This is a genomic window from Ralstonia sp. A12 (assembly GCF_000801955.1).
In the GTDB taxonomy this organism is placed as follows: Bacteria; Pseudomonadota; Gammaproteobacteria; order Burkholderiales; family Burkholderiaceae; genus Ralstonia.
Genome location: NZ_JSZO01000001.1, coordinates 101,800 through 126,881, shown reverse-complemented (window position 1 = coordinate 126,881; position 25,082 = coordinate 101,800). Strand labels below are relative to the sequence as shown.

The 25,082-nt window shown below is 62.0% G+C and carries 25 protein-coding genes and 1 pseudogene; 18 read left to right on the top strand and 8 right to left on the bottom strand.

Annotated features, from left to right (window positions below; all coding sequences use genetic code 11):
• Positions 1-2 precede the first annotated feature (2 nt).
• From PI87_RS00570 to PI87_RS00560, 3 genes are read left to right on the top strand one after another with little or no spacing between them, the layout of a single operon-like run.
• Positions 3-716 carry an ABC transporter ATP-binding protein gene (locus PI87_RS00570; protein WP_039595739.1) on the top strand — a complete coding sequence of 238 codons (714 nt, stop codon included), beginning with the start codon at positions 3-5 and terminating at the stop codon, positions 714-716.
• Positions 713-1,798 carry an HlyD family secretion protein gene (locus PI87_RS00565; RefSeq protein WP_039595738.1) on the top strand — a complete coding sequence of 362 codons (1,086 nt, stop codon included), beginning with the start codon at positions 713-715 and terminating at the stop codon, positions 1,796-1,798. The genes PI87_RS00570 and PI87_RS00565 overlap by 4 nt, the downstream gene beginning before the upstream one ends.
• Positions 1,798-3,267: an efflux transporter outer membrane subunit gene (locus PI87_RS00560; protein WP_039595737.1), complete on the top strand. Its 1,470-nt coding sequence runs from the start codon at positions 1,798-1,800 to the stop codon at positions 3,265-3,267. Before PI87_RS00565 ends, PI87_RS00560 begins: the two co-directional genes overlap by 1 nt.
• 136 nt (positions 3,268-3,403) lie before the next feature.
• On the opposite strand, the gene PI87_RS00555 is transcribed toward PI87_RS00560, so the two are convergent.
• From PI87_RS00555 to PI87_RS00545, 3 genes are all read right to left on the bottom strand, one after another.
• Positions 3,404-4,057, bottom strand: a complete 654-nt coding sequence (locus PI87_RS00555; RefSeq protein ID WP_039595736.1) for a phosphoribosyltransferase — start codon at positions 4,055-4,057, stop codon at positions 3,404-3,406.
• 3 nt (positions 4,058-4,060) lie between these two features.
• A complete protein-coding gene (locus PI87_RS00550) occupies positions 4,061-4,744 on the bottom strand; it encodes a dienelactone hydrolase family protein (RefSeq protein ID WP_052321354.1) in 684 nt (227 codons plus the stop codon).
• Positions 4,745-4,855: 111 nt separating this feature from the next.
• Complete coding sequence (locus tag PI87_RS00545; RefSeq protein ID WP_039595735.1) at positions 4,856-5,347, bottom strand: hypothetical protein; 492 nt, start codon at positions 5,345-5,347, stop codon at positions 4,856-4,858.
• 418 nt (positions 5,348-5,765) lie between these two features.
• Between PI87_RS00545 and PI87_RS00540 the strand changes: the two genes are divergently transcribed.
• Positions 5,766-6,050 carry a hypothetical protein gene (locus PI87_RS00540; protein WP_442965450.1) on the top strand — a complete coding sequence of 95 codons (285 nt, stop codon included), beginning with the start codon at positions 5,766-5,768 and terminating at the stop codon, positions 6,048-6,050.
• Between the two features lie 68 nt (positions 6,051-6,118).
• Here the strand turns inward: PI87_RS00540 and PI87_RS00535 are convergent, their stop codons facing one another.
• Positions 6,119-7,621, bottom strand: coding sequence for a bifunctional aminoglycoside phosphotransferase/ATP-binding protein (locus PI87_RS00535; protein ID WP_039596408.1), 1,503 nt, complete (start codon positions 7,619-7,621; stop codon positions 6,119-6,121).
• Between the two features lie 182 nt (positions 7,622-7,803).
• On the opposite strand from PI87_RS00535, the gene PI87_RS00530 reads away from it, so the two are divergent.
• The 3 genes from PI87_RS00530 (at position 7,804) to PI87_RS00520 (ending at position 10,077) form a co-directional block, all read left to right on the top strand.
• Positions 7,804-8,841 (top strand): zinc-dependent alcohol dehydrogenase family protein, encoded by a 1,038-nt coding sequence (locus PI87_RS00530; RefSeq protein ID WP_039595734.1) that lies wholly within the window; start codon positions 7,804-7,806, stop codon positions 8,839-8,841.
• Positions 8,842-8,905: 64 nt separating this feature from the next.
• Positions 8,906-9,556 carry a nitroreductase family protein gene (locus PI87_RS00525; RefSeq protein ID WP_039595733.1) on the top strand — a complete coding sequence of 217 codons (651 nt, stop codon included), beginning with the start codon at positions 8,906-8,908 and terminating at the stop codon, positions 9,554-9,556.
• A gap of 5 nt (positions 9,557-9,561) precedes the next feature.
• Positions 9,562-10,077 carry a hypothetical protein gene (locus PI87_RS00520; protein ID WP_232313916.1) on the top strand — a complete coding sequence of 172 codons (516 nt, stop codon included), beginning with the start codon at positions 9,562-9,564 and terminating at the stop codon, positions 10,075-10,077.
• 197 nt (positions 10,078-10,274) lie between these two features.
• On the opposite strand, the gene PI87_RS00515 is transcribed toward PI87_RS00520, so the two are convergent.
• Both PI87_RS00515 and polX read right to left on the bottom strand, forming a co-directional pair.
• On the bottom strand, positions 10,275-10,622 hold the full coding sequence (locus PI87_RS00515; protein ID WP_039595731.1) for an HPF/RaiA family ribosome-associated protein: 348 nt from the start codon (positions 10,620-10,622) through the stop codon (positions 10,275-10,277).
• 209 nt (positions 10,623-10,831) lie between these two features.
• Positions 10,832-12,580, bottom strand: coding sequence for a DNA polymerase/3'-5' exonuclease PolX (polX, locus tag PI87_RS00510; RefSeq protein ID WP_039595730.1), 1,749 nt, complete (start codon positions 12,578-12,580; stop codon positions 10,832-10,834).
• 180 nt (positions 12,581-12,760) lie between these two features.
• Here polX and PI87_RS00505 point away from each other — a divergent pair, with 180 nt between their 5' ends.
• The 4 genes and pseudogenes from PI87_RS00505 to PI87_RS00490 all read left to right on the top strand — a co-directional run bounded on the left by PI87_RS00505 (position 12,761) and on the right by PI87_RS00490 (position 15,886).
• Positions 12,761-12,943, top strand: coding sequence for a hypothetical protein (locus PI87_RS00505; RefSeq protein WP_039595729.1), 183 nt, complete (start codon positions 12,761-12,763; stop codon positions 12,941-12,943).
• A gap of 157 nt (positions 12,944-13,100) precedes the next feature.
• Positions 13,101-14,440: pseudogene (locus PI87_RS00500) on the top strand (cytochrome C).
• Positions 14,441-14,478: 38 nt separating this feature from the next.
• Complete coding sequence (locus PI87_RS00495) at positions 14,479-15,099, top strand: c-type cytochrome (RefSeq protein WP_039595728.1); 621 nt, start codon at positions 14,479-14,481, stop codon at positions 15,097-15,099.
• Between the two features lie 193 nt (positions 15,100-15,292).
• On the top strand, positions 15,293-15,886 hold the full coding sequence (locus tag PI87_RS00490) for a rhomboid family intramembrane serine protease (RefSeq protein ID WP_039595727.1): 594 nt from the start codon (positions 15,293-15,295) through the stop codon (positions 15,884-15,886).
• Positions 15,887-15,914: 28 nt separating this feature from the next.
• Here the strand turns inward: PI87_RS00490 and PI87_RS28315 are convergent, their stop codons facing one another.
• Both PI87_RS28315 and PI87_RS00485 read right to left on the bottom strand, forming a co-directional pair.
• A complete protein-coding gene (locus PI87_RS28315; RefSeq protein WP_084209858.1) occupies positions 15,915-16,136 on the bottom strand; it encodes a hypothetical protein in 222 nt (73 codons plus the stop codon).
• A 71-nt stretch (positions 16,137-16,207) separates the two neighbouring features.
• A complete protein-coding gene (locus tag PI87_RS00485) occupies positions 16,208-16,708 on the bottom strand; it encodes a lecithin retinol acyltransferase family protein (RefSeq protein ID WP_039595726.1) in 501 nt (166 codons plus the stop codon).
• Between the two features lie 359 nt (positions 16,709-17,067).
• Between PI87_RS00485 and PI87_RS00480 the strand changes: the two genes are divergently transcribed.
• From PI87_RS00480 to PI87_RS00450, 7 genes are all read left to right on the top strand, one after another.
• Positions 17,068-17,490, top strand: coding sequence for an Hsp20/alpha crystallin family protein (locus PI87_RS00480; protein ID WP_039595725.1), 423 nt, complete (start codon positions 17,068-17,070; stop codon positions 17,488-17,490).
• Positions 17,491-17,505: 15 nt separating this feature from the next.
• Positions 17,506-18,864, top strand: a complete 1,359-nt coding sequence (locus tag PI87_RS00475) for an MBL fold metallo-hydrolase RNA specificity domain-containing protein (protein ID WP_039595724.1) — start codon at positions 17,506-17,508, stop codon at positions 18,862-18,864.
• A gap of 2 nt (positions 18,865-18,866) precedes the next feature.
• Complete coding sequence (locus tag PI87_RS00470; RefSeq protein ID WP_039595723.1) at positions 18,867-19,829, top strand: ribose-phosphate pyrophosphokinase; 963 nt, start codon at positions 18,867-18,869, stop codon at positions 19,827-19,829.
• Between the two features lie 54 nt (positions 19,830-19,883).
• On the top strand, positions 19,884-20,162 hold the full coding sequence (locus tag PI87_RS00465) for a DUF1488 domain-containing protein (RefSeq protein ID WP_039595722.1): 279 nt from the start codon (positions 19,884-19,886) through the stop codon (positions 20,160-20,162).
• Positions 20,163-20,182: 20 nt separating this feature from the next.
• A complete protein-coding gene (locus tag PI87_RS00460; protein ID WP_052321353.1) occupies positions 20,183-21,757 on the top strand; it encodes a thymidine phosphorylase family protein in 1,575 nt (524 codons plus the stop codon).
• Between the two features lie 3 nt (positions 21,758-21,760).
• Complete coding sequence (gene mgtA / locus PI87_RS00455; RefSeq protein ID WP_039595721.1) at positions 21,761-24,388, top strand: magnesium-translocating P-type ATPase; 2,628 nt, start codon at positions 21,761-21,763, stop codon at positions 24,386-24,388.
• Between the two features lie 148 nt (positions 24,389-24,536).
• The gene (locus PI87_RS00450; protein WP_039595720.1) at positions 24,537-24,989 is read left to right on the top strand and encodes a hypothetical protein; all 453 of its coding nucleotides are present in this window, start codon (positions 24,537-24,539) and stop codon (positions 24,987-24,989) included.
• Positions 24,990-25,082 lie beyond the last annotated feature (93 nt).

Sequence of the window (25,082 nt, the reverse complement as noted above, 5' to 3'; positions counted from 1 at the left end):
TCGTGGCCAACGTCGCCATTGCCGCACAGGCGCTCGACAAATGGTTTGGCGAAGGTGAGGCGCGCACGCGTGCGCTGCAGCAGGTCAGCTTCGAGGCCTACTTCAACGAAGTGCTGTTCATCGTCGGGCCGTCGGGCAGCGGCAAGACCACGCTGCTGAGCGTGATCTCCGGCATCCTGCGCCCGGACGGCGGCCATGCCGTGGTCGACGGTGTCGATATCTGGAGCCTCGGGGCCGATGCCCTGGCGGATTTCCGCCTCGCCAAGATCGGCTTCGTGTTCCAGGACTACCACCTGTTTCCGCGCTTGACCACGCTGGAGAACGTTGCCATTCCGCTCATTCTTAGACGCGTCGACTGGGATGAGGCACTGGAGCGTGCCATGCACTACCTGGAGGTGGTTGGCCTGAAGAACCGTGCTCAATTGCCGCCGGTCAAGTTAAGCGGCGGGGAGCAGCAGCGGGTGGCCATTGCACGGGCCATCGTCACCCAGCCAGACATCCTGATCCTGGATGAGCCGACGGCATCGCTCGATGGCGATACCGGCCGTTCGATCATGCAGTTCGTCAAGACGGAGATTCTGAACGAGCACCGCTGCATCGTGATCGTGACGCACGATGCACGCATTCTGGATATGGCCAGCCGCATCCTGGACATGGAGGACGGCCACCTGAGCCGTATCGAACGCGGAGATGCGGAATCGGGAGACGCGCGATGAAGATCCGCTGGCTATTGATGCTCTCGGTAATCGGCCTGCTGGCCGGGCTCGGAGCTGCCATCTACTACGCGCGGCAGAGCCCGCCGCTGCCGCCCGTTTTTCAGGCGGCCGCGAATCCGTATGCAACGGGCATCTACGCCAACGGGATCATCGAAAGCGATCAATCCAGTGGCGCCAATCTGAACTTGTATTCCGAGGTCTCAGGCACCGTCGCGCGCATTCTTGTCCAGGAGGGGCAGGCGGTGAAGCAGGGCGATGCACTGATCCAGATCGAAGATTCTGTGCAGCGTGCCCTGACGGCGCAACAGCAGTCGCAGGCGGACTCCGTTGACGCGCAGTTGAACGCGCTGCTGGCGCAGCCGCGCAAAGAGACGCTGGAAGTCACGCGCGCGCAGGTGACAGCGGCGGATGCAAGCCTGCGCACGGTGCAGGACCAACTGGACAAGCTCGAGGCGGCCGCTCGCCTCAACCCAAAGGCCGTCAGCCGTGATGCGATGGACAATGCCGCCAATGCCGTACGCGTGGCCCATGGCAATCTGACCGTCGCACAGCGCCAGTATGAACTCACGCGAGCGGGCGCATGGAGCTACGACATCCGCACCCTGCAGAAGCAGCGCGACGCGTTGCTGAAAGGCGCGGCCGCGGCCAGCGCTTTGCTCAACAAATACACCGTGCGTGCGCCGACGGATGGCATCGTGATGTCGATCAATACCTCGCCCGGGGCCTATGTGTCGCCGCAAGGCACGTATGACGCCTATACGCGGGGCTATGTCCCGCTGGTCATGATGAGCTCAGGCCAGAGCAAGTTGGCGGTGCGCGTGTACGTGGACGAAATCCTGGTGCACCGCCTGCCGTCCAGCACGGTGCAGGCGCGCATGTTCTTCCGGGGTACCAATGTGAGCGTGCCACTGGAGTTCGTGCGGGTACAACCCTATGTCTCGCCCAAGGTGGAGCTTTCCGATCAGCGCTCGGAGCGGGTGGATGTGCGCGTGCTGCCCTTGCTCTTCCGGTTCAAACAGCCGGACAAGCTCACGGTCTATCCGGGGCAACTGGTCGACGTCTACCTGCAGGGAGCCTCGTGATGAAGGCCGTGTGCCGGGCAGCGTGTTTGGCTGCGATCGTGCTGGCCGCCGGGGGCTGTGCCGTGGGGCCGGACTTCCGGGAACCCGCCGCGCCAAACGTTGACCGCTATCTCCATGACGGTGATCCTGCCGGGTCCATCCTGGTGGACGGCGTTGCCCAGAAATTTACTGCTGCACCCGTATCCTCCAATTGGTGGCATGCGTTTGGCAGCCCGACGCTGGACAACGTCATGGAGTCGGCCATCACGGCCAACCCCACGCTGCAACAGGCCGAGGCCAATTTGCGCGCGGCGCAAGACCTGCTGCGGGCTGGCGCCGGCGTGTTCTACCCACAGGTGACGGCCTCGGCCGATGTGTCGCGCCAGGCTGTCGTGCCTGCAAGGCTTGGCCAGATGGGGGCGCCGAGTCTTTTCACGTTGTGGACGCTCGGGCCCTCGATCAGCTACGCGCTCGACATTTTTGGTGGCAGCCGGCGCACGGTTGAATCCTTGGCCGCCCAGGCAGAAGGCCAGCGCTATGCGGTTGCCGCTGCGTACCTCACCTTGACCGGCAACCTCGTCAACGCCGTGATCGCGCGCGCGGCCTATACCGCGCAGATCGACACGACCCGCAGCTTGATTGCGGTGGTGCACGAACAGGTCGACATCGCGCACGCCCAGGTTGACGCCGGGGTGATGGCGCATTCCAGCGAACTCAGCCTGATCACTCAGTTGGCCGCGCTGGAAGCTTCGCTACCACCGCTGGAGCAGAAGCGCGACCAGGCAGCGCACCTGGAGGCCGTGCTGATGGGGCGCTTTCCGGCGCAGGCCGAGACGAAGAATGTTGGCCTCAGCAGCCTTGGGCTGCCGGCCGATTTGCCCAGCCTTGTCCCTTCCGAGCTAGTGCGGCAGCGGCCGGATGTCCTGGCCGCCCAAGCGCGTTTGCATCAAGCCACCGCGGATGTCGGCGTCGCAACGGCCGCGATGCTGCCAAGCCTTACCCTCAGCGCAGACTACGCGCGCATGGGCAACCGCAGCGCCGACCTGTTTGGCGCTCAGGCAGGCGCGTGGAGTATCGGGGCCAGCCTGTTCGCACCGTTGTTCGAGGGAGGCACTTTGTACTACCGGCGCGGCGCAGCAAAGCAAGCCCTGCAGGCCGCGGATGCGGACTACCGGCAAGTGGTGCTCGCTTCCTTCCAGCAGGTGGCGGATGTGCTGCGCGCGCTAGAGCACGATGCGATTCAACTCGATGCGCAACTGCGCGAGCAGGCGGCAGCGAGCGCCGCGCTGGATGAGATCAATGCCGGCTACCGCGCGGGCGTAGCCAGCTACCTTCAAGTGCTGAGCGCCGATCTGCAATATCAGCAGGCGGTGCTCGGCACCGTTCAAGTGCGGGCGCAACGGCTGCAGGACACTGTGGCGTTGTTCCTTGCCTTGGGCGGAGGTTGGCGCGGCGCTGCATTGGCCGGCAGGGCGGAACCGCCGGGCTGAGATAGGCGATGCGCGGCGCAGTCATTCGCGTATGTTCTATCGCGGGGCTCCGGCGTCCTGGCGTGGAACTGAATCCCGCAACCCACAATGTTGAGAGCCGGTCTGTGACGTGCGTATACGGTGAGCTGTTGAGCTGTCAGTGCCGCTGCGGGCTATCGCTGGGTCGTGTGGCATGCAGCGCCGCACGCACCTGAGCATCTTCGACTTGCGGAAAAGCGTCGTAGTACACCCCAACCGTGCGGAAGGCCGGCGGTGCATAGAGGCAGACGACCTCGTCGGCCAAGGGGAGAATGTTCTCCAGGCTATCCGGCGCAGCCACCGGGACCGCGCAGACCAGCCATTTTGGTTGGCGCTGGCGCACGGCATGCAATGCTGCCCTCATGGACGCGCCCGTTGCCAAGCCGTCATCGACCACGATCACGACGCGCCCCTGAACGTCGCAGGGGCCGCGGTGCGGCGTATAGAGCGCTCGCCGCCGCCGAATGACATCCATTTGCTGGGCCCGTTCTTCCTCAAGATAGGTGGTGTCGGCGGCCACGCGCTCGGCATGTGGCGCTACATAGGTCCAGCCGCTTTCCTCAACCGCTCCGACGGCCAGTTCGGAGTTGAAGGGGGCACGCAGCTTGCGAACGAGAACGACATCCAGTTCACCGTCCAGCGCCGCGGCGATGAACTGGCCCATGGGGGTAGCCCCTCGTGGGATGGCGAGCACCAGAGGATGACTGCCCCGGTATTTGTCGAGCGCGAGCGCAAGCAGTTGTGCCGCGTTCAATCGATCTTTGAATCGCACGGTTTACCTCGCTTGCGGGCGGGGTTGTTCGTTCCCGCCGAGATACTGTACGAACCAGGCGCGTGCCAACTCCGCGACATGTTCGAGTGCACCAGGCTCTTCAAACAGATGCGTCGCGTGGGGCACTGTCTCGAGGGCCTTTACGCATCGCATCTCGCTGTGGGCTTGTTTGTTGAGGTCAAGGACGTCCAGATCGGCGCCACCCACGATCAGCAGGGTGGGGGATGCAAGCTGCGCCAGCGCATGCGGGCCGGCCAGATCCGGGCGCCCGCCGCGGCTGACCACGGCGTCAATCCGATACAGATCGCCCGGTGTCGCTGCAGCTTGAACGGCAGCGGCAGCGCCAGTGCTGGCCCCGAAGTATCCCAGGCGCAGCTTGTGTTTGCGGGCAATATCGCCAACGGCGTGCGTGGCTGCGCGCAGGCGGCGCGCAAGCAGGTGGATGTCGAAGCGGTAGGAGGCGTGTGCGGCCTCCTCGGCAGTCAACAGATCAAACAGGAACGTGCCCAGCCCGGATGCGTTGAGTTGATCGGCAACGTATTTGTTGCGCGGGCTCCATTGGGAGCTGCCGCTGCCATGCGCAAAGATCACCAGCCCGATGGCATTGCTTGGGCAAATCAGGTGACCTGGCAGCACCTGGCCATCGGTCACGATGTCCATGGCCAGGGGGTGGGTTTCGGCATTCATGAGGTTGCATTCCTTGTGCCGAAAAACTGCCGCCTCAGACGCTCAGCGGCGGCTCGACGCTACCGGTCGTCTCGCGCTCGTGCTCGTACAGCGGGCTCCGGCTTCTGGAGGCTAGGCGGCATGTGCCTTGTTTGCCTCTGCGGTGGTGCGTGGGGCAACCCTTCTCACAGCTTCGGAGTTGGGGACATTCGCGACATTGAAGCTGTTGAAGAACGCTCGCAGCGAATCGGCGGATGCAGCAAACAATTGCGCCGAGGATCCTTGTCCCGCTGGGCTCTGCATCTGGTCGTTCCAATCCGTCAACTGGCGGAGATATGCCGCTTGCAGGTTGTTGACGAAGTCGACCCACGACTTTACGGCCGCGGCGCCATGGCTTGACTGCATCTTCATGAACAGGTTCTGCGTTGTCGCCAAGGACGACCAGTCGGGCACGCTGCCCAGCGTGTGCTCCATCTCGTGTAGGTCTTCCAGCGTTGCCTCTGCGATCTTGAGACGCAAGCGCAGGGACTCGATCTGCGCTTCGACAAGGAATTCGGCGTTGCGACCCATGTCACGCATTGCTGCAGATGCCAGGTTGCAGGTCACATCAATAGGTTGCTGCATTGCTGTCTCCGTTCGGGCTTGCCGGCGGGTACGCATTCCCGCCGGAGGATTGATCTATATGCAGAGTAGGCACTTTGCCGTGATCCGGATTGACGTGGCGCAAATGGGCTGAGGCAAAGCGTGTGTCCATGGCGCCGGCCGGCGCTTTCGGGATGCTTGATTGCCTACGCCAGCAAACGAGAAAACGGAGCCTGAACGTGACTGCAAACGCGTTCCGTGGGTAGGCTCATGATTGAACCCCGAGGCTGTTGCCGGCATCGGAAACCAAGCCTTGACCTCAGTCAACGAGGAACCCAGGCGGTTCACTATTCTTCTGATTGCCTTCAGGCCTTAACGAAAACCGCAGGCTTGGAGGGCTTTGATTGAACGATTCATCGTGGATTCCCTATGGGAGCAAGAGATGAACTGGAAACTATGGATGGCACTGCTCGTCGCCGTAGCAGCCTCCGCTTCGGCATACGCGGAGAAGACGCAGGAATCGCCATCTAACGATGGGGAAAAGGCAGGCAAGCTCAACCCCTACACAGAAGGTGCGAAACAAGCAAGACGCGACCCCTATACGGAAGGCGCGCGGCGAGGCAAGTTCGACCCGTATACAGAGGGCGCGCGGCGGGGCAAATTCGATCCGTATACGGAAGGCGCTAAACAGCGCGCGCATACGGAAACACGAGATCCGGACATTGACGGTGCACATTCGAAATAGTCGACGGTGCTTGTTGCACCCTCCGTGTAACCACCTGCGTTCCGGGGACGCTGTCCAGACGAGGGCGCTTATTGGGAACGGATCATCCGCAATTGCTTAGCCTTGAGCAGCAGCGGAGGGCCGTCGCTCGAGATGACATGGGCACGTTCTTCCGCAGTCAGTGGTTCTTGCGTGGCAATCTGGGTAGCCAACACCGACAGGTCGGCTTCAGAGGCATCCCGACCGGCGCGGAGTCTTGCTTGGATACGTGCACGCAAGATGTGGGGGGCAGCTACGCAGTCGATGATCGCCACTGGCACGCCAAGTCGCAGCGCCAACGAGAAGAACCGTTTGCGCTGGCTATCTGCCAGGAACGTGGCGTCGGCGATCATCGGCAATCCAGCGCCAACACCCATCTTGCAGATGGCCGCGAGCCGGCGGTAGGTGTGATTGATCGCGCAAGGCGTGTAGCGGCGGAGCGTGCTGATGTCGCTTCGGCGCTTGCGCTCGGCATCCGAGCGTACGCGGACCATGCACTCTGTTTCTGCAAGTTGTGCGGCCACGGTCGATTTCCCGCTGCCCGACAGGCCATGCATGAGGATGATGCAACCATCGTTCCGGTCGAGCAGGCTTCGTGACAGGGCGAGCAACCTCTGGGCCTCATCCCGATACGTAGCGGACAGTTGGGGCGCGTGCGCCAGTTGGTGTGCTCGCTCCAGCAGTACGCGAGCGCGCACCAGGGCCCGCATGGCTGCATAGAAGGGCAGGAGCGCCAGCCCGCTGTAGTCTCCACAACGCTCGAGGTAACGGTTGGTGAACCGGTACGCCAGTCCCGCCAAGCCCACGGCATGGAGATCCATGAACAGGAATGCGACGTCGTACATGGTGTCGATCCATCGCAATGGCGCTGAAAACTCCAGGCAGTCGAACGGTGTCGGCTTGTCTTGTACCAGGGCGATGTTGCCAAGGTGGAGGTCGCCATGGCATTCGCGAATATGTCCGGTGCGCCGGCGTGACGCGAAAGCGTTCTCCAACCGGTCTGCATGCTTGCGCAGCAGGCAGACGGTTGCCAACGTCTGCTGCGATTCTGTGTTTAACGCGATGACTCCGGCCGCGCAGTCCTCAAGCGTGCGCCGGATGCTTGCCGGCGTTCCATAGTCGGTGTTCGGGTCTGCAGCGGGCGCTGCGCGGTGGAAGTCTGCAAGCAGGTCAGCCAGCGGATCGAGCGTTTGAGAGCGGAGGCGTCGGTCGAGCGCCATCGCGCGCAGCACGTCCTGCTGATGGAACCGTCGCATGCAGACGGCGTATTCGATGGGCTCGCCTTTCCCATTTACCTGAACGGCGCCCGTCAGCGGATCGCGCGAGATTGGCACGACGCCAAGATAGACGTCAGGCGCAAGCCGGCGGTTGAGCTGCAGTTCCACATCGCAGTCCGTACGCCGTGCGGCGGGAGAGGAGAAATCCACAAAATCGAGCGCGACCGGTTTGCGGACTTTGTAAGCGAAATCGCCGGCCAGGAATACCCACGAAAGATGGGTCTCAATCATCCGTAGGTCTGCCGCAGGGTGTGGGTACGCTTGCACATCGAGCATGCACGCGGGTAGCGCCTCGGCATACGGGGCGTGGAGGGTAGGGTCTTGTTGCTCGGTGGTGGGCATACGCGGCCTCCTGAGCATCAATATCGTTTGGCTCGGGCCCTGCGCGTCTGATGCAGATCAATGTACAGGCAGGACCGTTGCCTAGCATGAAATCATCAGTTTCTTGGGTGATTTCCATGAAAGCGCTGGTCTATGAAGGCCCGGGAGTGATTTCGCTAGCGGACAAACCGAAGCCTGAGTTGCAGGCACCCGGTGACGCGGTGGTACGCGTGACGTTGACCACGATCTGCGGTACTGATCTGCACATCATCAAGGGCGACGTTCCGACCTGTGAGCCGGGCCGCACGCTTGGTCATGAAGGCGTTGGTGTGGTCGAGTCTGTCGGGGCGGCCGTCACGTCGCTCAAGCCCGGCGATCATGTGCTGATCTCGTGCATCTCCTCCTGCGGGAAATGCGCCAACTGCCGGCGCGGCATGTACTCCCATTGCGAGAGCGGCGGCTGGATTCTCGGTCATCGCATCGACGGTGTGCAGGCGGAGTACGTCCGTATCCCCCATGCGGAAACCAGTCTCTACAAATTGCCGCCCGGCGTTGATGAAGAAGCGCTGGTCATGCTGTCGGACATCTTTCCCACCGGCTTCGAATGCGGTGTGCTGAACGGCCGGGTGCAGCCGGGCAGCACCGTGGCGATCGTCGGCGCGGGGCCGATCGGGCTGGCGTCATTGTTGACCGCGCAGTTCTATTCGCCCGGCCAGATCATCATGATCGACACCAACGCCGCACGGCTGGAGGTGGCGAGCACGCTGGGTGCAAGCACCTGCATCAACGTCTCGAGCGAGAACGCAGTGGCTGCCGTGAAGCGGCTGACCGATGGCGCGGGCGTCGACTGCGCAATTGAGGCAGTGGGCGTGCCGGCTACGTTTGAGCTCTGCCAGGAGTTGGTCGGCCCGGGCGGTGTGATCGCCAATATCGGTGTGCATGGCGTGAAGGCGGATCTGCATCTGGAAACATTGTGGAGCCAGAACATTGCCATCACCACGCGGCTGGTCGATACGGTCAGCACACCCATGCTGTTGAAGACGGTGCGTGCTGGGAAACTCCAGCCGGGGCAGCTCATCACGCACCGGTTCAAGCTAGACGACATCCTTGCTGCCTACGATACCTTTCGCAACGCGGGAGAAACGCATGCGCTCAAGGTCATCATCTCCACCTAGACAGACGTAGTGCGGACGCGGCGGTCTGCCGCTACGCGATCATTCAGCTTCCGAGGCCAATGCCATGAGTGAATCGATGCTGCTGTCCTATGAGCCGGTGCACGATGTGTTGCCCAAGCCGGTGGCACACTCGGCACCGGCCACCATTGCACTGCCCCCGCCGCACTTGGGTGGGGGCGTGGTGCTGATGACGGCGCTGGCCCAGCGCAGGAGCGTGCGCGTGTTTGCGCCGAAGCCGCTGGCGCTCCAGCAACTCAGTGAACTGCTATGGGCGGCGGACGGCGTCAACCGCCCCGAGACGGGCGGACGTACCGCGCCATCAGCGCACGGCCTGAACGAGATCGACATCTACGTCGCGTTGCCGGAAGGTGTGTATCGCTACGAGCCGGAGCCGCACCGGTTGCGGCTCAAGCATGCCGTGGATGCGCGCAATCTGACCGGTTACCAAGACTTTGTCGGCGAGGCGCCGCTGGATCTGGTGTACGTGGTCAACCATGCGCGTGCGGATCAGATGCCGCAACCGCAGCGTGAGACGTTTGCGGGAGTTGCTGCGGGCGCGATCTCGCAGAACGTGTCGCTTTACTGCGCGTCAGCCGGGCTGGTCTGCGTGGTACGCGGCTGGATCAACCACCGTCGGTTGGCCGAAGCCTTGTCACTCAACGAGGATGAGGTGCCTGTGCTGGCGCAGACGGTGGGGTGTCCGCTTGCCGGATGAGGTGAATGATGCGTTGGGTCACCACCATCTTCTTTCCACGGTACTGCCTGGCTGCGTTGGCGCTGCTCGCGAGCCAGGCAGTCATGGCAGCCGAGCCTGGCACCACCGGTGCGCCGGAGGTGCATTTCCAGAACGAGATCGCCTATGTCTCTGGAGGTGTCGGACGCGACGAACGGGACGCCATGCACGCGATGGCCAGCCGGTTCAACGTTCGGCTGAACGTGGTCTCTGCAAGGAATGGGGAAGCATTGTCCGATGCCGACGTCTCCGTGGTGGACGGCCATGGGAAGCTGTGCTTGCGGTTGCGTACGGCGGGGCCGCTGCTGTACATGAAACTCCCGAATGGGCGTTATCAGATCCATGTGAACTATCAGGGCGCGGCGCAGACGCTGAACCTTCGCGCAGGCATGCAACCGATCGATGCGGTTGTCCGCTTGCCCGCGGAGCCCGGGGCGGCAGAGTGGTTGCTGTGCAAGCGTGGATGTGCCCAGCGGTCATCAAGTCAGCCGATGGGGCGATGAGGTGTGAGTGGCAGGAGTTCCGTTGAGGCGCCTTGGTCAGCTAGGCCAATTGGCTACGTTGGCTGCCTATCTCTGCTCAGAGGATGCCGTTTACGTGATGGGCGCGAATTCGCGATCAATGGCGGGTTACCTATGCAGTAGCTTGACAGGGCATCGGCTTGTGCGATGCCCTATCAACGCAGTGACGGCCGCGCGCTCTATGCCTCTTCCGTGAGGCCGGTCTGTTGGTCAGCGCTTGGTCGGTGTTTTCGGACGGTTTCAACCACTATGCGCTCCACGTGCGCAAAGGCTTCGCGAAGCGCGACGTACGGGTCCGTATCCGACGCCTTGCTGGAGAGATACGTTTGACGAGGCATCGTGACGCCCACATGCACGTTGAACGGCCGGCCCTGTTGTTGATGTTTCGCACCCAGAGCGAGGCTGACGCGGCAGCGCATGATCTGGCCGCAGATGCGGTGAAGGTGACTGACCTGATGTGTCACAAACTCTTCAACGGCTTTGGAATGCGGTATGTCTTCAAACGAGATATCAATCGGCAATGGCACTGTGGTACTCCATCAAACAAGAGAATCGAAGCCGTGACTCCGTACGGGTAGCGCCTGCTGACGGAGCCTCAGGAACTGAATGACGCGTGTTCATTCTTGCTGATTGATCCTCTGGCGGGTTGACTCGCGTCAATGCTTCACCGCTTTGGGTGAAGTTTGTGCTGCATCCGCACAAGGGTGCCTATTGATCGTTGTACAGCGGCAAGCGACTACATGGTTTTTTTCAATAGCGGAAGCAGCGCTTGGAGCGAGCGCGTATTGAGTACATCTGCAGTCCCGAGCCATGCCCGCCGTGCTTGGGTGACACCAAAGGACAGGTTTGCCAGATCGGCGGGGCTATGGGCGTCCGAAGCGATGCTCACCAGTACGCCGTCGGCTTTCGCCAGCCGGCATCCATGGTCAGCCAAGTCGAGACGTGCCGGCTGTGAGTTCGCTTCGACATAGCAGCCGCGCTGTGCAATCGCCCGCAGCACCCGCTGCAAGTCGACATTGCAGGCGCTACGCTCACCGATCAACCTGCCCAGCGGGTGTGCGAGGATGCTGAAATGCGGATGGTCGATCGCGCGCAGGATGCGGGAGGTCTGCTTCTGCACCGGCAGGTTGAAGTGGCTGTGGATGGCCCCAACAACAAGGTCCAGGTGGCCAAGGATGGCGTCGGGCAGATCCAGCGAGCCGTCTTCCAGAATATCCACCTCGATACCCTTGAGTAGCACGGGCCATCCACGGTGTTCAGCATTGAAGCGGTCAATCGCGTCTGCCTGTGCGGCCAGGCGCTCTGCGGTCAGCCCGTGTGTGATGGCGATCCGCGGCGAATGATCAGTAATGGCCAGGTACTGGAGGCCACGCAGGCGAGCCTGCTCTGCCATCACTTCCAGACTGGCAGCGCCATCGCTGGCGGATGTGTGAACGTGAAGGTCGCCCTTGATGTCGCGCTCTTCCACGAGTGATGGCAGTTTGCCCTGGCGCGCCGCTTCAATCTCGCCTCGGTCCTCACGCAGTTCCGGGCAGATCCACGGCAGGCCGATTGCGCGATAGACCGACGCTTCGGTTTCACCGGCCACGCGTTCTTTCTCTCGAAACACGCCGTACTCGTTGATCTTCAGGCCTTGTGCCTGCGCGATCTTGCGCAGTGTGATGTTGTGGGGCTTCGAGCCTGTGAAATACACGAGCGCTGCCCCGAATGCGTCGGGGCGTACGACCCGCAAGTCGATCTGCATGCCGTTTTTCAACACGACACTGGCGCGGGTTGTGCCAGCTGAAATTTGACTGGCCACCTCTTGGTAGCGGACAAAGTGTTCAATGACCTGCGCCGGTTGCCGGGCAGTTGCCAGGACGTCCAGGTCGCCAACGGTGTCGAGCCCCCTTCGGTAGCTGCCTGCGACGATGAGTCGTTCCACTGTGCCGCTTGCCAACAAGTAGTGCGTCAAAGCCTCGGCACATGGTTTGGCGACGACAAGCCCATAACGGCGATGGCGCTCCAGACGCGCATTGACGGCCTCAAGCAAGCGCTGCTCGCTCTGAGCGCCGAAGCCGTGAAGCTCGCGAATCTGGTGTGCAGTCGCAGCCCTGGCCAACTCATCTAACGTGGCGATCCCCAGTTCATGCTGAAGCACGCGGGCCCGCTTCGGGCCGAGCCCAGGCAGTTGGAGGAGTTGCACCATAGAAGGTGAGACCTCAGACCGCACACGGGTGAGCATGGCGCACGTGCCGGTTTCGACAATTTCGCGCATCTTTGCTGCGAGGTCGTTACCGATACCCGGTAGCTTGGTCAAATCCGCGCCGCGTGCCAGCATGGCATCGATACCCTCCGTCATCCCCTCGGCGACGCGCGCGGCGTTGCGATAGGCGCGTATCCGGAATGGGTTGGCGTCTTCAACCTCAAGAAGATCAGCAATCTCGTTGAAGACCGCCGCGATCGTCTGGTTCGTCTGACTCTGAGCCGAAACCGTTTGCGGCATGGGAGAACCTCCACTGTGTGTGTGTTCCGTCACCCGGCGCATGCGCGTGTTGGCCGAACCGAACAGACACGCCGTGCGTGGATATCCCATCGTTTCATCAATGCGTGAAGGGGGGTTGCGCGAGATCAACCCGGCAGCCCCAACTGCTCATACCGTGAGGACAGAGAAAAAGGGATTCTCATGGCCTGTTTGCTCTTTGTTGCCAAGGTGGCCACGCTTGACGACATCCTCGCCGACACCGTCCGCAACGCGGCGGAAACGGACGCGCTCAAGATCTTCATGTCCGCCTGGACCGCGGGTATCGAGCTACCTGTGCAAGGCATGCGGGATGCGCGCAAACGTACAACCTGCATTGGGCGCTAGGGCGTGAGCCTTCAACGGGAACATCATCGCCCGTAGGCAAAGACCCGGTGCTTTGATCCATATCAGCATGCTCCTATCAGCGGATTGACAAGAGCGGCCGCCCCACCTTTCATGGTTGCGTGTGCTGGTGAAAACCAAGAAAAAGGGGAGGGGCACCATGCGACATTTCGCTGCCGCGCTCAACGCGCTCGTGTGGCTGTTGGTGGGTGGTCTCCTGGCATGGTCTGGTGAGACGAACGCGGTACCGGCTTTCGCGCGCCAGACCGGCATGGCCTGCATGGCCTGCCACGTCAGTTTTCCTGAGCTCACCCCCTTCGGCCGGTTCTTCAAAATGACTGGCTACACCCTATCGAACTACAACACCATCCCGGTCTCCGGCATGGTGCAGGTTTCACGCACCAACACGCGGACGATCGATCAAGAGAACTTCGATTTCGTGCGCAACGGCGACACCGTCCCGCAGCAGGCGAGTCTTTTCTACGCCGGGCGCATCTATGGTCCGGTCGGCGCCTTCGCGCAGTGGACCTACGACGGCATTGCCCACCACAGCGCGCTGGACAACACCGACATCCGCGCCGCGGGCCAACTGACACGCGAGGACGTTGAATTCATCTACGGCATCACCGTCAACAACAATCCGACGGTATCTGATGTCTGGAACAGTAGCCCGGCCTTCGGCTATCCATATGCCGCGCCCAATGTCGGCGTACCCCCGCTGGCCCGCACGCTCATCGATGGCAGCTTGGCGCAGCAGGTGGTGGGCGCGAGCGCGTACGCGTTCTGGCAGCGTCACATCTACGCTGAGTTCGGCGCCTATCGAACTGCCGACCAAGCGTTCTCTGTGTTCCGAGCTGGGCAAGACACCGCCACACCGGGTGGCGTAGCGCGCCTGAGCGGTGCCAATCCGTACTGGCGCGTCGCGTACAACCAGGAATGGGGGGCGCATTCGATCATGTTCGGCACCTTCGGATTGCTGGCCAACAGGTATCCCGACAACACCATGCCCGGCACACCTACCGACCGCTTTCGGGACTACGCACTCGACGCCCAGTATCAGACCTCACCATGACGCACGCCTTCACGGCGCAGATGACCTGGATTTACGAGCAACAGGACTGGCGCGCCAGTTTTCCAAGCGGCGGCATCGGCGCTGGTCCGACGCCCGCTAACCCGACTGATCATCTCAACACGTTCAAAGCCAAGGCGTCGTACTACTACCAGCGCAAGTACGGTGCCACGCTCGCGTACTTCTCGACCACTGGCAACGCGGACCCAGGACTCTACGCCCCGGCCCCCGTGACCGGCAGTGCCAATGGCCGCCCCGATACACAGGGCATGATCTTGGAACTCGACTACCTTCCGCATCCGCAGGTCAAACTGGCATTGCAGTACACGTGGTACCTCAAGTTCAACGGAGCCCACACCAACTACGACGGCAACGGCCGTAACGCGATCGGCAACAACACAATCTATCTGCTTGGCTGGTTCATGTTTTAGCCGCTGCACCATCACGACAATGTAAGGGGAGGGGCGCGATGAAGGGATTCTACCAATCCGGGCGGATCTGGCTTGCTGGCCTGGTCGCCCTGGCGGCAGTCGGTTGGTCCAGCACGGCCATCGCGCAGGCAGGCGAGAAGCTGGCTGCGCAGCTATGCGCGTCTTGTCATGGCGTACATGGCAAGAGCGAGTCACCCATGTTTCCGCGCCTGGATGCGCAGGTGCCGCACTACCTGGAGGCGCAACTGAAGGGCTTCCGAAATCGTGGCCGTGGCGAGACCGACGCACAGGCTTTCATGTGGGGCATCGCTTCACAGCTCGACGACACGACCATCGCATCGCTTGCCGAGTACTACGCGCGCCAGACCGCACCGGCAGGCCCGGCAGGAGATCCGACCTTGACCGCGCGCGGCAAGGAGATTTTCGAGCATGGCTTGCCAACGGAGGGCGTGCCGGCCTGCGCGTCTTGCCATGGGGCTCACGCGGAGGGCAACGACACGTTCCCACGGCTGGCAGGGCAACACGAGGCCTATCTGTTACGACAGATCAGCGTCTTCAAGAATGGCACGCGGGCCAATGCCCCCGTGATGAGTGCCGTCGCACACACCCTGACGGACGAACAAGCGAAAGCGGTCGCCGCATTCCTGCAAGCTCAGTAGGCGAGGGTAATGGTGTTTCGCCATTGAAAATTCCGGCCGCCTCGCGAGGGTAGCTTCCTGCTGGTCTGACCAGGATCGCTTGGTCAAGGTCTCTTCTTTCCATGTGCATTGACTGGTCGCAAAGCCGGCTTGCGCAAGATCAACCCGTCAGACGCAAGCCCTCGTATCGTGAGCACAGATCAACGAGGTTTCCATGGTCCAGCTGCTCATCGTCGCCAACGTGGTCGTATTTCTCGCTGAGCTTTTTGCTGGCGATGCGCTGATACGTGCGTTCGCGCTGTGGCCGCCAGCGGCCTCGGCGGGCGATATGCAAGGCGTGTTCATGCCGTGGCAACCACTGACCTACGCATTCCTGCACGCAAACGGCGCCCATCTGGCGCTCAACATGCTCGGCCTCTACATGTTCGGGCGCGATGTTGAGCGCACGTTCGGCGCGCTGCGCACATGGCTGCTTTACACGGCGAGCATATTGAGTGCCGCCTTCGCTCAAATCATCTGTACGGCATTGGGAATCCTGCCCTCCGCCCCGGTGATTGGCGCATCGGGTGGCGTGTTCGGGCTGCTTCTGGCGTACTGCGTACTGTTTCCAAATCGAACGATCGTTCCGCTGATTCCTCCGATTCCAATGCCGGCCTGGTTGTTGGCGACGCTCTACGCGATTGTTGAACTGGGGCTGGGTGTGAGCCGAACACAAGGCAATGTCGCGCACTTCGCCCATCTTGGGGGCATGGCTGGCAGTGGGTTGTTGCTATGGCGTTGGCTGCGCACGACGGCGCGGGAGACTTAGCTTCTGGTGACCTTGTCAGGCGTGGCAGCTATCTCGTGCGCTCGCGCGAGGGCGGGAAAAGTCGCCAGCAACCCGCTTGATGGCGAAAAAAGATGATCGCCAGCGATTGAGTCGACGTGGTCAATTCGGCGCGCACGCAACCGCACTCGAGCTTTGGACAATACACACGCGTAATCCGCAAGTGCGGCGTATCGGACGGGCCAAACCATTTGGCGATCAGCTCGCGCAGTGAGGTGTTGTTCTGAGCCATCTTGGCCTCCGTCGTCTGCGGCTACGTCTGGGTTGACTGGTCGTTCGCACAGGCGGACATCGTTCCGCGTGTCAGGCGGTTTGTGCCTGGAACGGGACAGATCTCCACTTGGCAACAAGCACCAGCAGCATCAGCCGGAACAGGGTTCGTGCAGCCCGTGCGGGGCTCTTGATGCAAGCTTCGACCTGCGCACTACGGCACTCACCGGCCAGACACCACGAGCAGAAGTGCTCGCAGTTGTTGGTGAGCAGCCGGTATTCGTTTTCGCCAAGACGTGAACCAGCACGGCGTACGACTTCCTCGCGGTCGTAGCGCGGGCAGACGTCTGCTTTGATGTACACCGCAAAGCCACAGGCAAAGTTGGGGATGGAGGTCTTTTCCACGGCGCCCCGGCGTTGCCGACGCGAGAAGCCCGCATAGTGGATCACCTGGCCATTGCCGACGTAGATGCCGTGATGCTCGTAGCCTTTGCGCTCCGTCACGAGGTGCGCGCCAAGAGGCAGCGTGTTGCCGGACGCGGCATCGCAGTCCTGTTCAGCCCAGGCACCGATGGCTTCAAGGGTCAGGTTCATCGCTCGCTCCGTTTGTATTGGCCTGAGGTTGTCGTGTACTGGGGGCGATTCGACGGACTCAGGTGTGGCGCGTTTGCATGACCCCAGTATTGGCGGCGCGAGCAAGGGAGTCATGCAGGCAGGGCTGAGAATGCCGTCGGCGCTGCGGGTTGCGACGTCAGGGAAGCCTGACAGGCGTTGTGGAAATTTCCCGGGAGGCGCGAGCAAGCCGATCCGGGCCGTCCGACAAGCGCCTGATGAGACGCGTGCATGGGGTGATGTCGCGCTGCAGTTGATCTGCCGCAAAACGCGCCTGGCCTGCCGTGCCACGATGAATCTGTTGGCCCTGCTGTGATGGGGCCGTTCATCAGGAGGCTGCCATGAGCCAACTCAGGCGTTACGACCCATTTGCCATCGAACCGGTGGGCGATATCTTTCAAGGGCTTCTGCGCTCGTTTCGCGGCGGCGTGGAGGGCGCGCTGCCGTTCAAGGTGGATGTGACGGAGTCCGACACGGCATACAACGTCGTTGCGGAAATCCCGGGCGCGAAGAAGGAAGATATCGACGTCACTGTCGACCGCGGCACGGTGATGCTTTCTGCCAAGGTGGAGCGTCAGTCCGAGAAGAAAGAAGGCGAGCGTGTGATCCGCAGTGAGCGTTATAGCGGGTCAATGCAGCGCATGTTCACGCTGGATGCAGCCATCGACGAAGCCAAGGTGGAAGCGACCTACGAGAACGGGCTGCTGCGCGTGACGCTGCCCAAGAAAGAGGCCTCGCCGCAACAACGTATCACCATTCGCTGAGCACGAGGACCCATCGTGCGACTGCAGTTTCTCGGGGCCACCGAAACGGTAACCGGCTCGAAATACGTGCTGGAGACCGGCGCGCATCGCGTGATGGTCGATTGCGGGCTGTTTCAGGGCTACAAGTCATTGCGACTGCGCAACTGGGACACGCTGGGCATGAACCCGCACCACATCGATGCTGTCATCCTGACGCATGCCCACATCGACCACAGTGGCTATCTTCCGCTGCTGGTTCGCAATGGCTTTCGTGGGCCCGTGTATTGCACGAAGGGCACGGCTGAGCTGTGCAACATCCTGTTGCCTGACAGCGCCCGGCTTGCCGTTGAAGATGCTCAGTACGCCAATGCGCAGGGCTTCTCGCGCCACCATCCCGCATTGCCGCTCTACGATGAGCAAGACGCCGCCAAAGCGTTGCGCAGATTGCATCCCGTGAACTACGGAGAGCGGTTCTCCGTGGCCGATGGGGTGGAGGCGGAGTTTCACCGTGCCGGGCACATCATCGGTGCCGCCACGGTGACGCTGCTTGCAGAGGGGCGGCGCATTGTGTTCTCGGGCGATCTGGGAAGGCAGACCGATCCGGTCATGCGTCCGCCTGAAGTGGTGGCCGAAGCCGACACCCTCCTGGTCGAATCCACTTACGGGGATCGATTGCATCCATCCGGTGATCCGCTCGATGAACTCGAACGCATCGTGCGGCGAACCATCGAGCAGGGCGGCACCCTGCTGATTCCGGCGTTTGCGGTCGGGCGGACACAAGCGCTGCTGTACTGCCTGTACGCATTGATCCGCGCGCATCGGATACCGCATGTACCGATCTACCTCGATAGCCCGATGGCCGAACGCGCCACCGAGGTATTTGCTCGTCATGTCGACGAGCTCCACATTGATGCTGCGGATTGTCAGGCGGCCTGTGCACTGGCGGTTCCGGTGCAAAGCCCGCAGCAGTCGATGCATCTGACGAATGATCGCGCGCCCAAGATCATCCTTGCCGCCAGCGGCATGGCCACGGGCGGCCGCGTCTTGCATCACCTCAAGAGCTTTGGCGGGGGCAAGCGCAACGCCATCCTGATGTCTGGATTTCAGGCTGCCGGCACCCGTGGTGCCGCGCTGCTGGCAGGTCAACGGCAACTGCGCGTGCACGGCCGCGAGATTGCCATTCGCGCCACGGTCGAGCAGATCGCAAATCTGTCTGCCCATGCAGACGCGAACGAGTTGATGACATGGCTGCGTGGATTCTCACGCGCGCCGGAGCACACGTTCATTGTGCATGGCGAGCCGGCGGCCAGTGATGCGCTTCGCCAGCGCATCGAACACGAGTTGCAATGGCCGGTGTGCATGCCCGAGTACCGGCAGTCCTACGCATTGAGCTGACCATGGACCCCTCGACGACTGTTCTCCCTTTCACTGGCAAGCCGCAACGACGCATTGTGCTGTCCCTGCCCGGCAACCAAGCCGCCGCCGCCAGATTGGCAGTGCCACTGGCTGCTGAGGTCGGCTATGCAGAGATCGGGCGGTTTCCGGACGGAGAGGTCCATGTGCGTCTGCAAACGCCTGTCAGCGATGCCGAAGTCGTCATCGTCTGCACGCTGGATCGGCCGGACGAGAAGGTGTTGCCGCTACTGTGGCTTGCTATCGCTGCCCGCCAGGGCGGTGCGCGCCGCGTCGGGCTGGTGGCGCCGTATCTGGCCTACATGCGACAGGACGCCGTTTTCCGGCCAGGGGAAATTCGCACGGCAGAGCACTTTGCCAAGTTGTTGACCGGCTATTTCGATTGGCTGGTCACGGTGGATCCGCACCTGCATCGCATTCCGAACCTGTCGGACATCTATGGCGTGCCTGCTACCGCCGTGCAGGCGGCTCCAGCCGTGGCTGCCTGGGTGCAAGCTCACGTGGCCAACCCGCTGCTGGTTGGCCCGGATGAGGAGAGTCGGCAATGGGTTGAGCGCTTGGCGACCCTTTGCGGTGCGCCCTGGACGGTCTTGAAAAAGACGCGCCACAGTGCCTGGAAAGTGGAGGTATCGGCGGTCGGGGCCGATCTGGATTTGGCGCGCACTCCCGTCTTGATGGACGACATCATCTCTACGGGCCGCACGATGGTCGCGGCCGCGCACCTGTTATGTCGCGCTGGGCTGCCACGTCCATTGTGTGTGGCCGTGCATGCCGTGTTTGCCGGTGATGCCTACAGCGAGCTCAGTGCCGTGGCCGCCGACGTGGTGACTTGCGACACCATCGCACACCCGACCAATCGCATTGAACTGACGGAACCCTTGGTCGAGGCGATCTTGCCCCTGTTTGATCTACCTCTGCCCATGGCCACTCAGCGCCTTGCCGGGTGAGGGCAGGGTTTCTACGCTAACGATGGCAAGCCGACAACCCCCGTGAGATGCATCATGAAACAGATCGAATTTCAAGCGTGTGAGCCCATCTATTGCGCAGCCGGCCCAACGCTGCAGTGCCGCGCGTCGATCGATGGCAGCAACGCCACCTATGCCATCACGGCAGAGGCACTTGAAGACCACTTTGGTGCCCGGTCATGCCGTTCGGAAGATCTCGTGCAGGCTTTCTCCGGGCACCGCAACGACATCGAGGCCGTTGCACGCGCCCTGTTTGAAATGACAGGGTCCAAGCAGATCACACTGCATAGCGGCCACTTCCGCTTTCGCTTGTAAGGCGCTCCGGAGCCGTGGCCATGCTTGCTCCGCCTGAGGCGATGGTGCTGCCCGATCGGCTTGTCTTCAAGCCGTTGGGCATCGACACGTGGCAGGAGCACGTCATCTACATGCATCCGGACTGCGCGATTTGCCGTGCCGAAGGGTTCACTGCACAGGCCCGGGTGGGGGTGCGGATCGGCCAACGGGCTTTGATTGCCACGCTCAACCTTGTCGGTTCCGGTGTGCTGGAGATGTGTGAGGTCAGCCTGTCCGTCAGCGCCGTTGAGACGCTGATGGCGCGTCCCGGCGATATCGTGACCGTCAGCCACGCGCCCGCGCTGGAGTCGATGCGGGCGGTACGCGCCAAGATCTATGGGGAGCATCTGGATACGCGCCAGCTGGCGAGCATCGTCGACGATATCGCCAAGGAACGGTATGCCGACGTCCACATCGCGGCGTTTCTGAGCGCATGCGCAGGCGGACACATGAGCGTCAAGGAGACGATCGACCTGACACAGGCGATGGTCGACTCAGGTGAACGTCTCAAATGGGACCGAGAGGTCGTCGCGGACAAGCACTGCGTGGGTGGGCTGCCGGGCAACCGCACCAGCCCCATCGTGGTTGCCATTGCGGCTGCGGCAGGCTTGTTGCTGCCCAAGACATCATCGCGTGCCATCACGTCTCCCGCCGGCACCGCTGACACGATGGAAACGTTGACGCGTGTCGCGCTGAGCGCCACGGAGTTGCGGCGCGTTGTCGATCGGGTCGGTGCCTCGCTTGCGTGGGGTGGCGCACTCAGCCTGAGCCCCGCCGATGACGTGCTGATTCGTGTGGAGCGCGCGCTGGATGTGGACAGCGATGCCCAACTGGTGGCCTCGATCCTTTCGAAGAAGATCGCGGCAGGGTCCACCCATGTCTTGATCGACGTGCCGGTGGGGCCGACAGCCAAGGTACGTCGCCTGCAGGATCTGGAGCGTCTGCGCATGCTGCTTGAGCGGGTAGCGCGAGCGTTTGGCGTGCACGTCATGATCGTGCGTACCGATGGCTCCCAGCCCGTCGGTCGTGGCATTGGTCCGGCACTGGAAGCGCGAGACGTTCTGGCCGTGCTTCAACGCACCCCCGCTGCACCGTTTGACCTGCGGGACCGCTCGCTGCTGCTTGCAGCTGCACTGCTGGAGTTTTGCGGCGCTGCCGAGCAAGGGGCAGGGCTCGAGATGGCCACCGGCGTACTCGACAGCGGTGCCGCATGGCGCAAGTTCGAAGAAATCTGCGAAGCGCAAGGCGGCCTGCGCGTGCCGGGTGAGGCGATTTTTCGTCGCGATGTGGTGGCGGAGCAGGACGGCGTCGTCGCCGAGATCGACAACCGGCATCTTGCCCGTATTGCGAAGCTTGCGGGAGCCCCGATGCGCCAGGTTGCTGGTGTGGAGATGCACGCGCGGCTGCACGATCAGGTCAAGGCCGGTCAGCCGCTCTTCACCATTCACGCCCAGGCGTCAGGCGAATTGGAGTATTCCTCTGCCTATGCGCGGATGCACCCAGCGGTGTGTCTGACCCAGGACGCACCTGCATCCCTGCGTGCGTCTTCCACGCCAACCCATCAGCAAGGGCAGTGACCGATGCGCGGCCAGCCATCCTGGAGCGCAGGTCTGAAGGCAAAGCAGCCGCATTCGACGGGCTCGTCCCCAGCCGCATGGGCGGCGATGCCGCCGCCGGATGTGCTGGACGGTCTGGGGACGCGATTGCAGGGGCTGACACAGCAGGAAGCCGCCCAACGCCTTCGAGAGTACGGCCCGAACCGCGTGGCCAATGGGCATCACGCATCGATACTCGAAGAGCTGGCGGGTCGTTCGATCAATCCGCTCAACGTGCTGCTGATCTTGCTGGCTGGCATCTCCGCCGCGCTTGGGGACGTCCGTGCTGCAGTGCTGATTGCAGTCATGGTGGTACTGAGTGTGACGCTCGGGTTCTTGCAGGAACATCGCTCAAACCGGGCCGCAGAGGCGCTGCGGAAAATGGTTCACACCACTGCCGCAGTGCGCCGTGTGGGCACTGATGGTGCCGAGCTGCCCGAAGAAATACCGATCGAGCAATTGGTACCGGGCGACATCGTGCAACTTGCCGCCGGCGATATGGTGCCGGCCGACATGCGGCTGCTCAGCGCCAAGGATTTGTTCGTCAACCAGTCAGCGTTGACCGGCGAGGCCATGCCGCAAGAAAGGGTTGCCGAGCCATATGACGGCGCCGTTGATGCAGATTTCGACCTGCCCAACCTGTGCTTCATGGGGAGTGCGGTCGTCAGCGGGTTCGGTACGGGGGTGGTGCTGGCGACCGGCCAACGGACTTCCTTCGGCCATGTGGCAGACCTGATTGCCGCGCAACGCGTGCAAACCAGCTTCGATCGGGGCATCACACGCTTCACCTGGCTCATGTTGACGTTGATCTTGGTGATGGCGCCAATCGTCTTCCTCATCAACGGGCTGACCAAGGGGAACTGGTTCGAGGCAATGCTGTTTGCCGTGGCTGTTGCGGTGGGCTTGACCCCCGAGATGCTGCCGATGATCGTGACCGTGAATCTGGCCAAGGGCGCGATCGCCATGTCGCGGAAGAAGGTCATCGTCAAGCGGCTCAATGCCATCCAGAATTTTGGCGCGATGGATGTCTTGTGTACTGACAAAACCGGCACGCTCACGCAGGATCGCATCATCCTCAAGCACCACCTGGATTTGCGTGGTGAAGAATCCGATCTGGTTTTGGAGTATGCGTTTCTGAACAGCTTCTACCAGTCGGGCCTGAAGAACTTGCTGGACGTGGCGGTGCTCAAGCACGTGGAGTTGGAGCAGCGGTTGGACGTGCACGCGCGCTTTCGCAAGATTGATGAGCTACCGTTTGACTTCGAGCGTCGGCGCATGTCGGTGGTGCTTTCGAGGGATGACGGCAGTCACGTGCTGATCTGCAAGGGGGCGGTGGAGGAAGTACTTTCCATCAGCACGCGTTATGTCAGCGGCGACGAAAGCGGGCCGCTCGAGGCAAGCCATCTTGAGCACACCAAGCGCCTGGCCGACAACCTGAACGCTGATGGCTTTCGCGCGGTGGCGGTGGCCTACAAAGAGTTGCCTGCACAGCAGGCCCAATACGCCGTAGCGGACGAATCAGACCTGACGTTGCTCGGCTACATCGCATTCCTTGATCCGCCGCGCGAGACAGCTGCGGATGCTATCGCTGCCCTGAAAGCTGGTGGGGTGACCGTCAAGATTCTGACCGGAGACAACGCAATCGTCGCGCGCAAGATCTGTCGAGAGGTCGGTCTGGATGTCGATCCAGTTGTGCTGGGCACGGAGTTGTCCGCCATGTCCCCCGATCAGTTGGCCGAGGTTGCCGAGCGCGCGTCGGTATTCGCCAAGGTGTCCCCCGCACAGAAGGCGGCGATTGTCGAAGCATTGCATCGCAAAGGGCACACCGTCGGATTCATGGGCGATGGTATCAACGATGGGCCCGCGCTCAAGGCGGCAGACGTCGGCATCTCCGTGGACAGCGCCGTCGATATTGCCAAGGAATCTGCCGACATCATCCTGCTGGAAAAGAGCCTGGCGGTATTGGGGGAGGGCGTGACGGAGGGGCGCAAGGTTTTCGGCAACATCGTCAAGTACATCAAGATGGGCGCCAGCTCCAACTTTGGCAACGTGTTCAGCGTGCTGGGTGCGAGTCTGTTTCTGCCGTTTCTGCCGATGGCGCCGGTTCAGGTGCTTCTCAACAACCTGCTGTACGACTTCTCGCAGACCGCCATCCCGACTGACAACGTGGATGAGGATTACCTCGTCAAGCCACGCCGCTGGGAAATCGGTCACATCCTGAAGTTCATGCTGTATATCGGGCCCGTCAGCTCGCTGTTCGACTTTGTCACGTATGCATTGATGCTGGGTGTCTTCCACGCATGGGGCAATCCGCAGCTCTTCCAGTCGGGGTGGTTTGTCGAATCGCTACTGACGCAGACACTCATCATCCATATCATCCGCACCGCCAAGGTGCCCTTCATTGAAAGCCGGGCGAGCACGGCGTTGATCGCGACCAGCGTCGCCATCGCCTGCGTTGGGGTTGCCATGCCGCTGACGCCATTGGGCACGCTGTTCGGCTTCGTGCCGCTGCCGGTTGCCTACTGGCCATGTCTGGCGGCAACTGTCGTGGTCTATGCCTTGGTCACGCATGTGATGAAAACGTGGTACGTGAGGCGTTATGGACTTGATTAAGTCACCAAGTGTTTTCTGTGGGAGGGGCGCCACTCAGTGCGGTTTCGAACGCGCACCTTTGATCGCCGTCAGCCGTGCGGAAGGTTGACCGCCGTAACCTCGAACCAGGCAAAGAAGGGGCGGGAATACGCCCCAAACGGGGGAAACCATGTTGGAAAAACAGCCGGACGAAGTGGTTGCGGCCACGCTTTGGGAGCTTGAAGCAACCGTGGCGGCAACCTTGCCTTGGAGCGCATTGATTCGTGCGACGCGCTCGGAATGCGGCGGCTACAACCTCGAGGCGAAATGGCCTTGGCTGAGCGCGCATGGCAACGCGATACTGTGCGCCTTGGCCGTCCACGTTCCCGCCGCCGCTGCGCGCGCCTATTGCGCCTTCGGCCACCTCAGGCGGGAGAGGGTGTGCAGGCAGATCGGCGATTGGCTTAGTGTCGAATTGGAGTCGCAACTCTCTGAACTGACCGCGGATGTCGGTTTCACCATGAATCGCACCGTTCCGGCGACGTTCTTTCTTGATGACAGCGACACGATTCGCGTCACCACGCAAGACAAGCGGCACGACTTCGCGCTTTATCGTGGTGCGCCACCGCCACGGCCGTTGTGATGTCTTGCAGGAGTGAAGACTTTTAGAGTCAGCACTCTTGTCTCGATTTGAGGTGCATCAAGTTCGCGCTGCTGCAGCTGGCATCTAATGGGT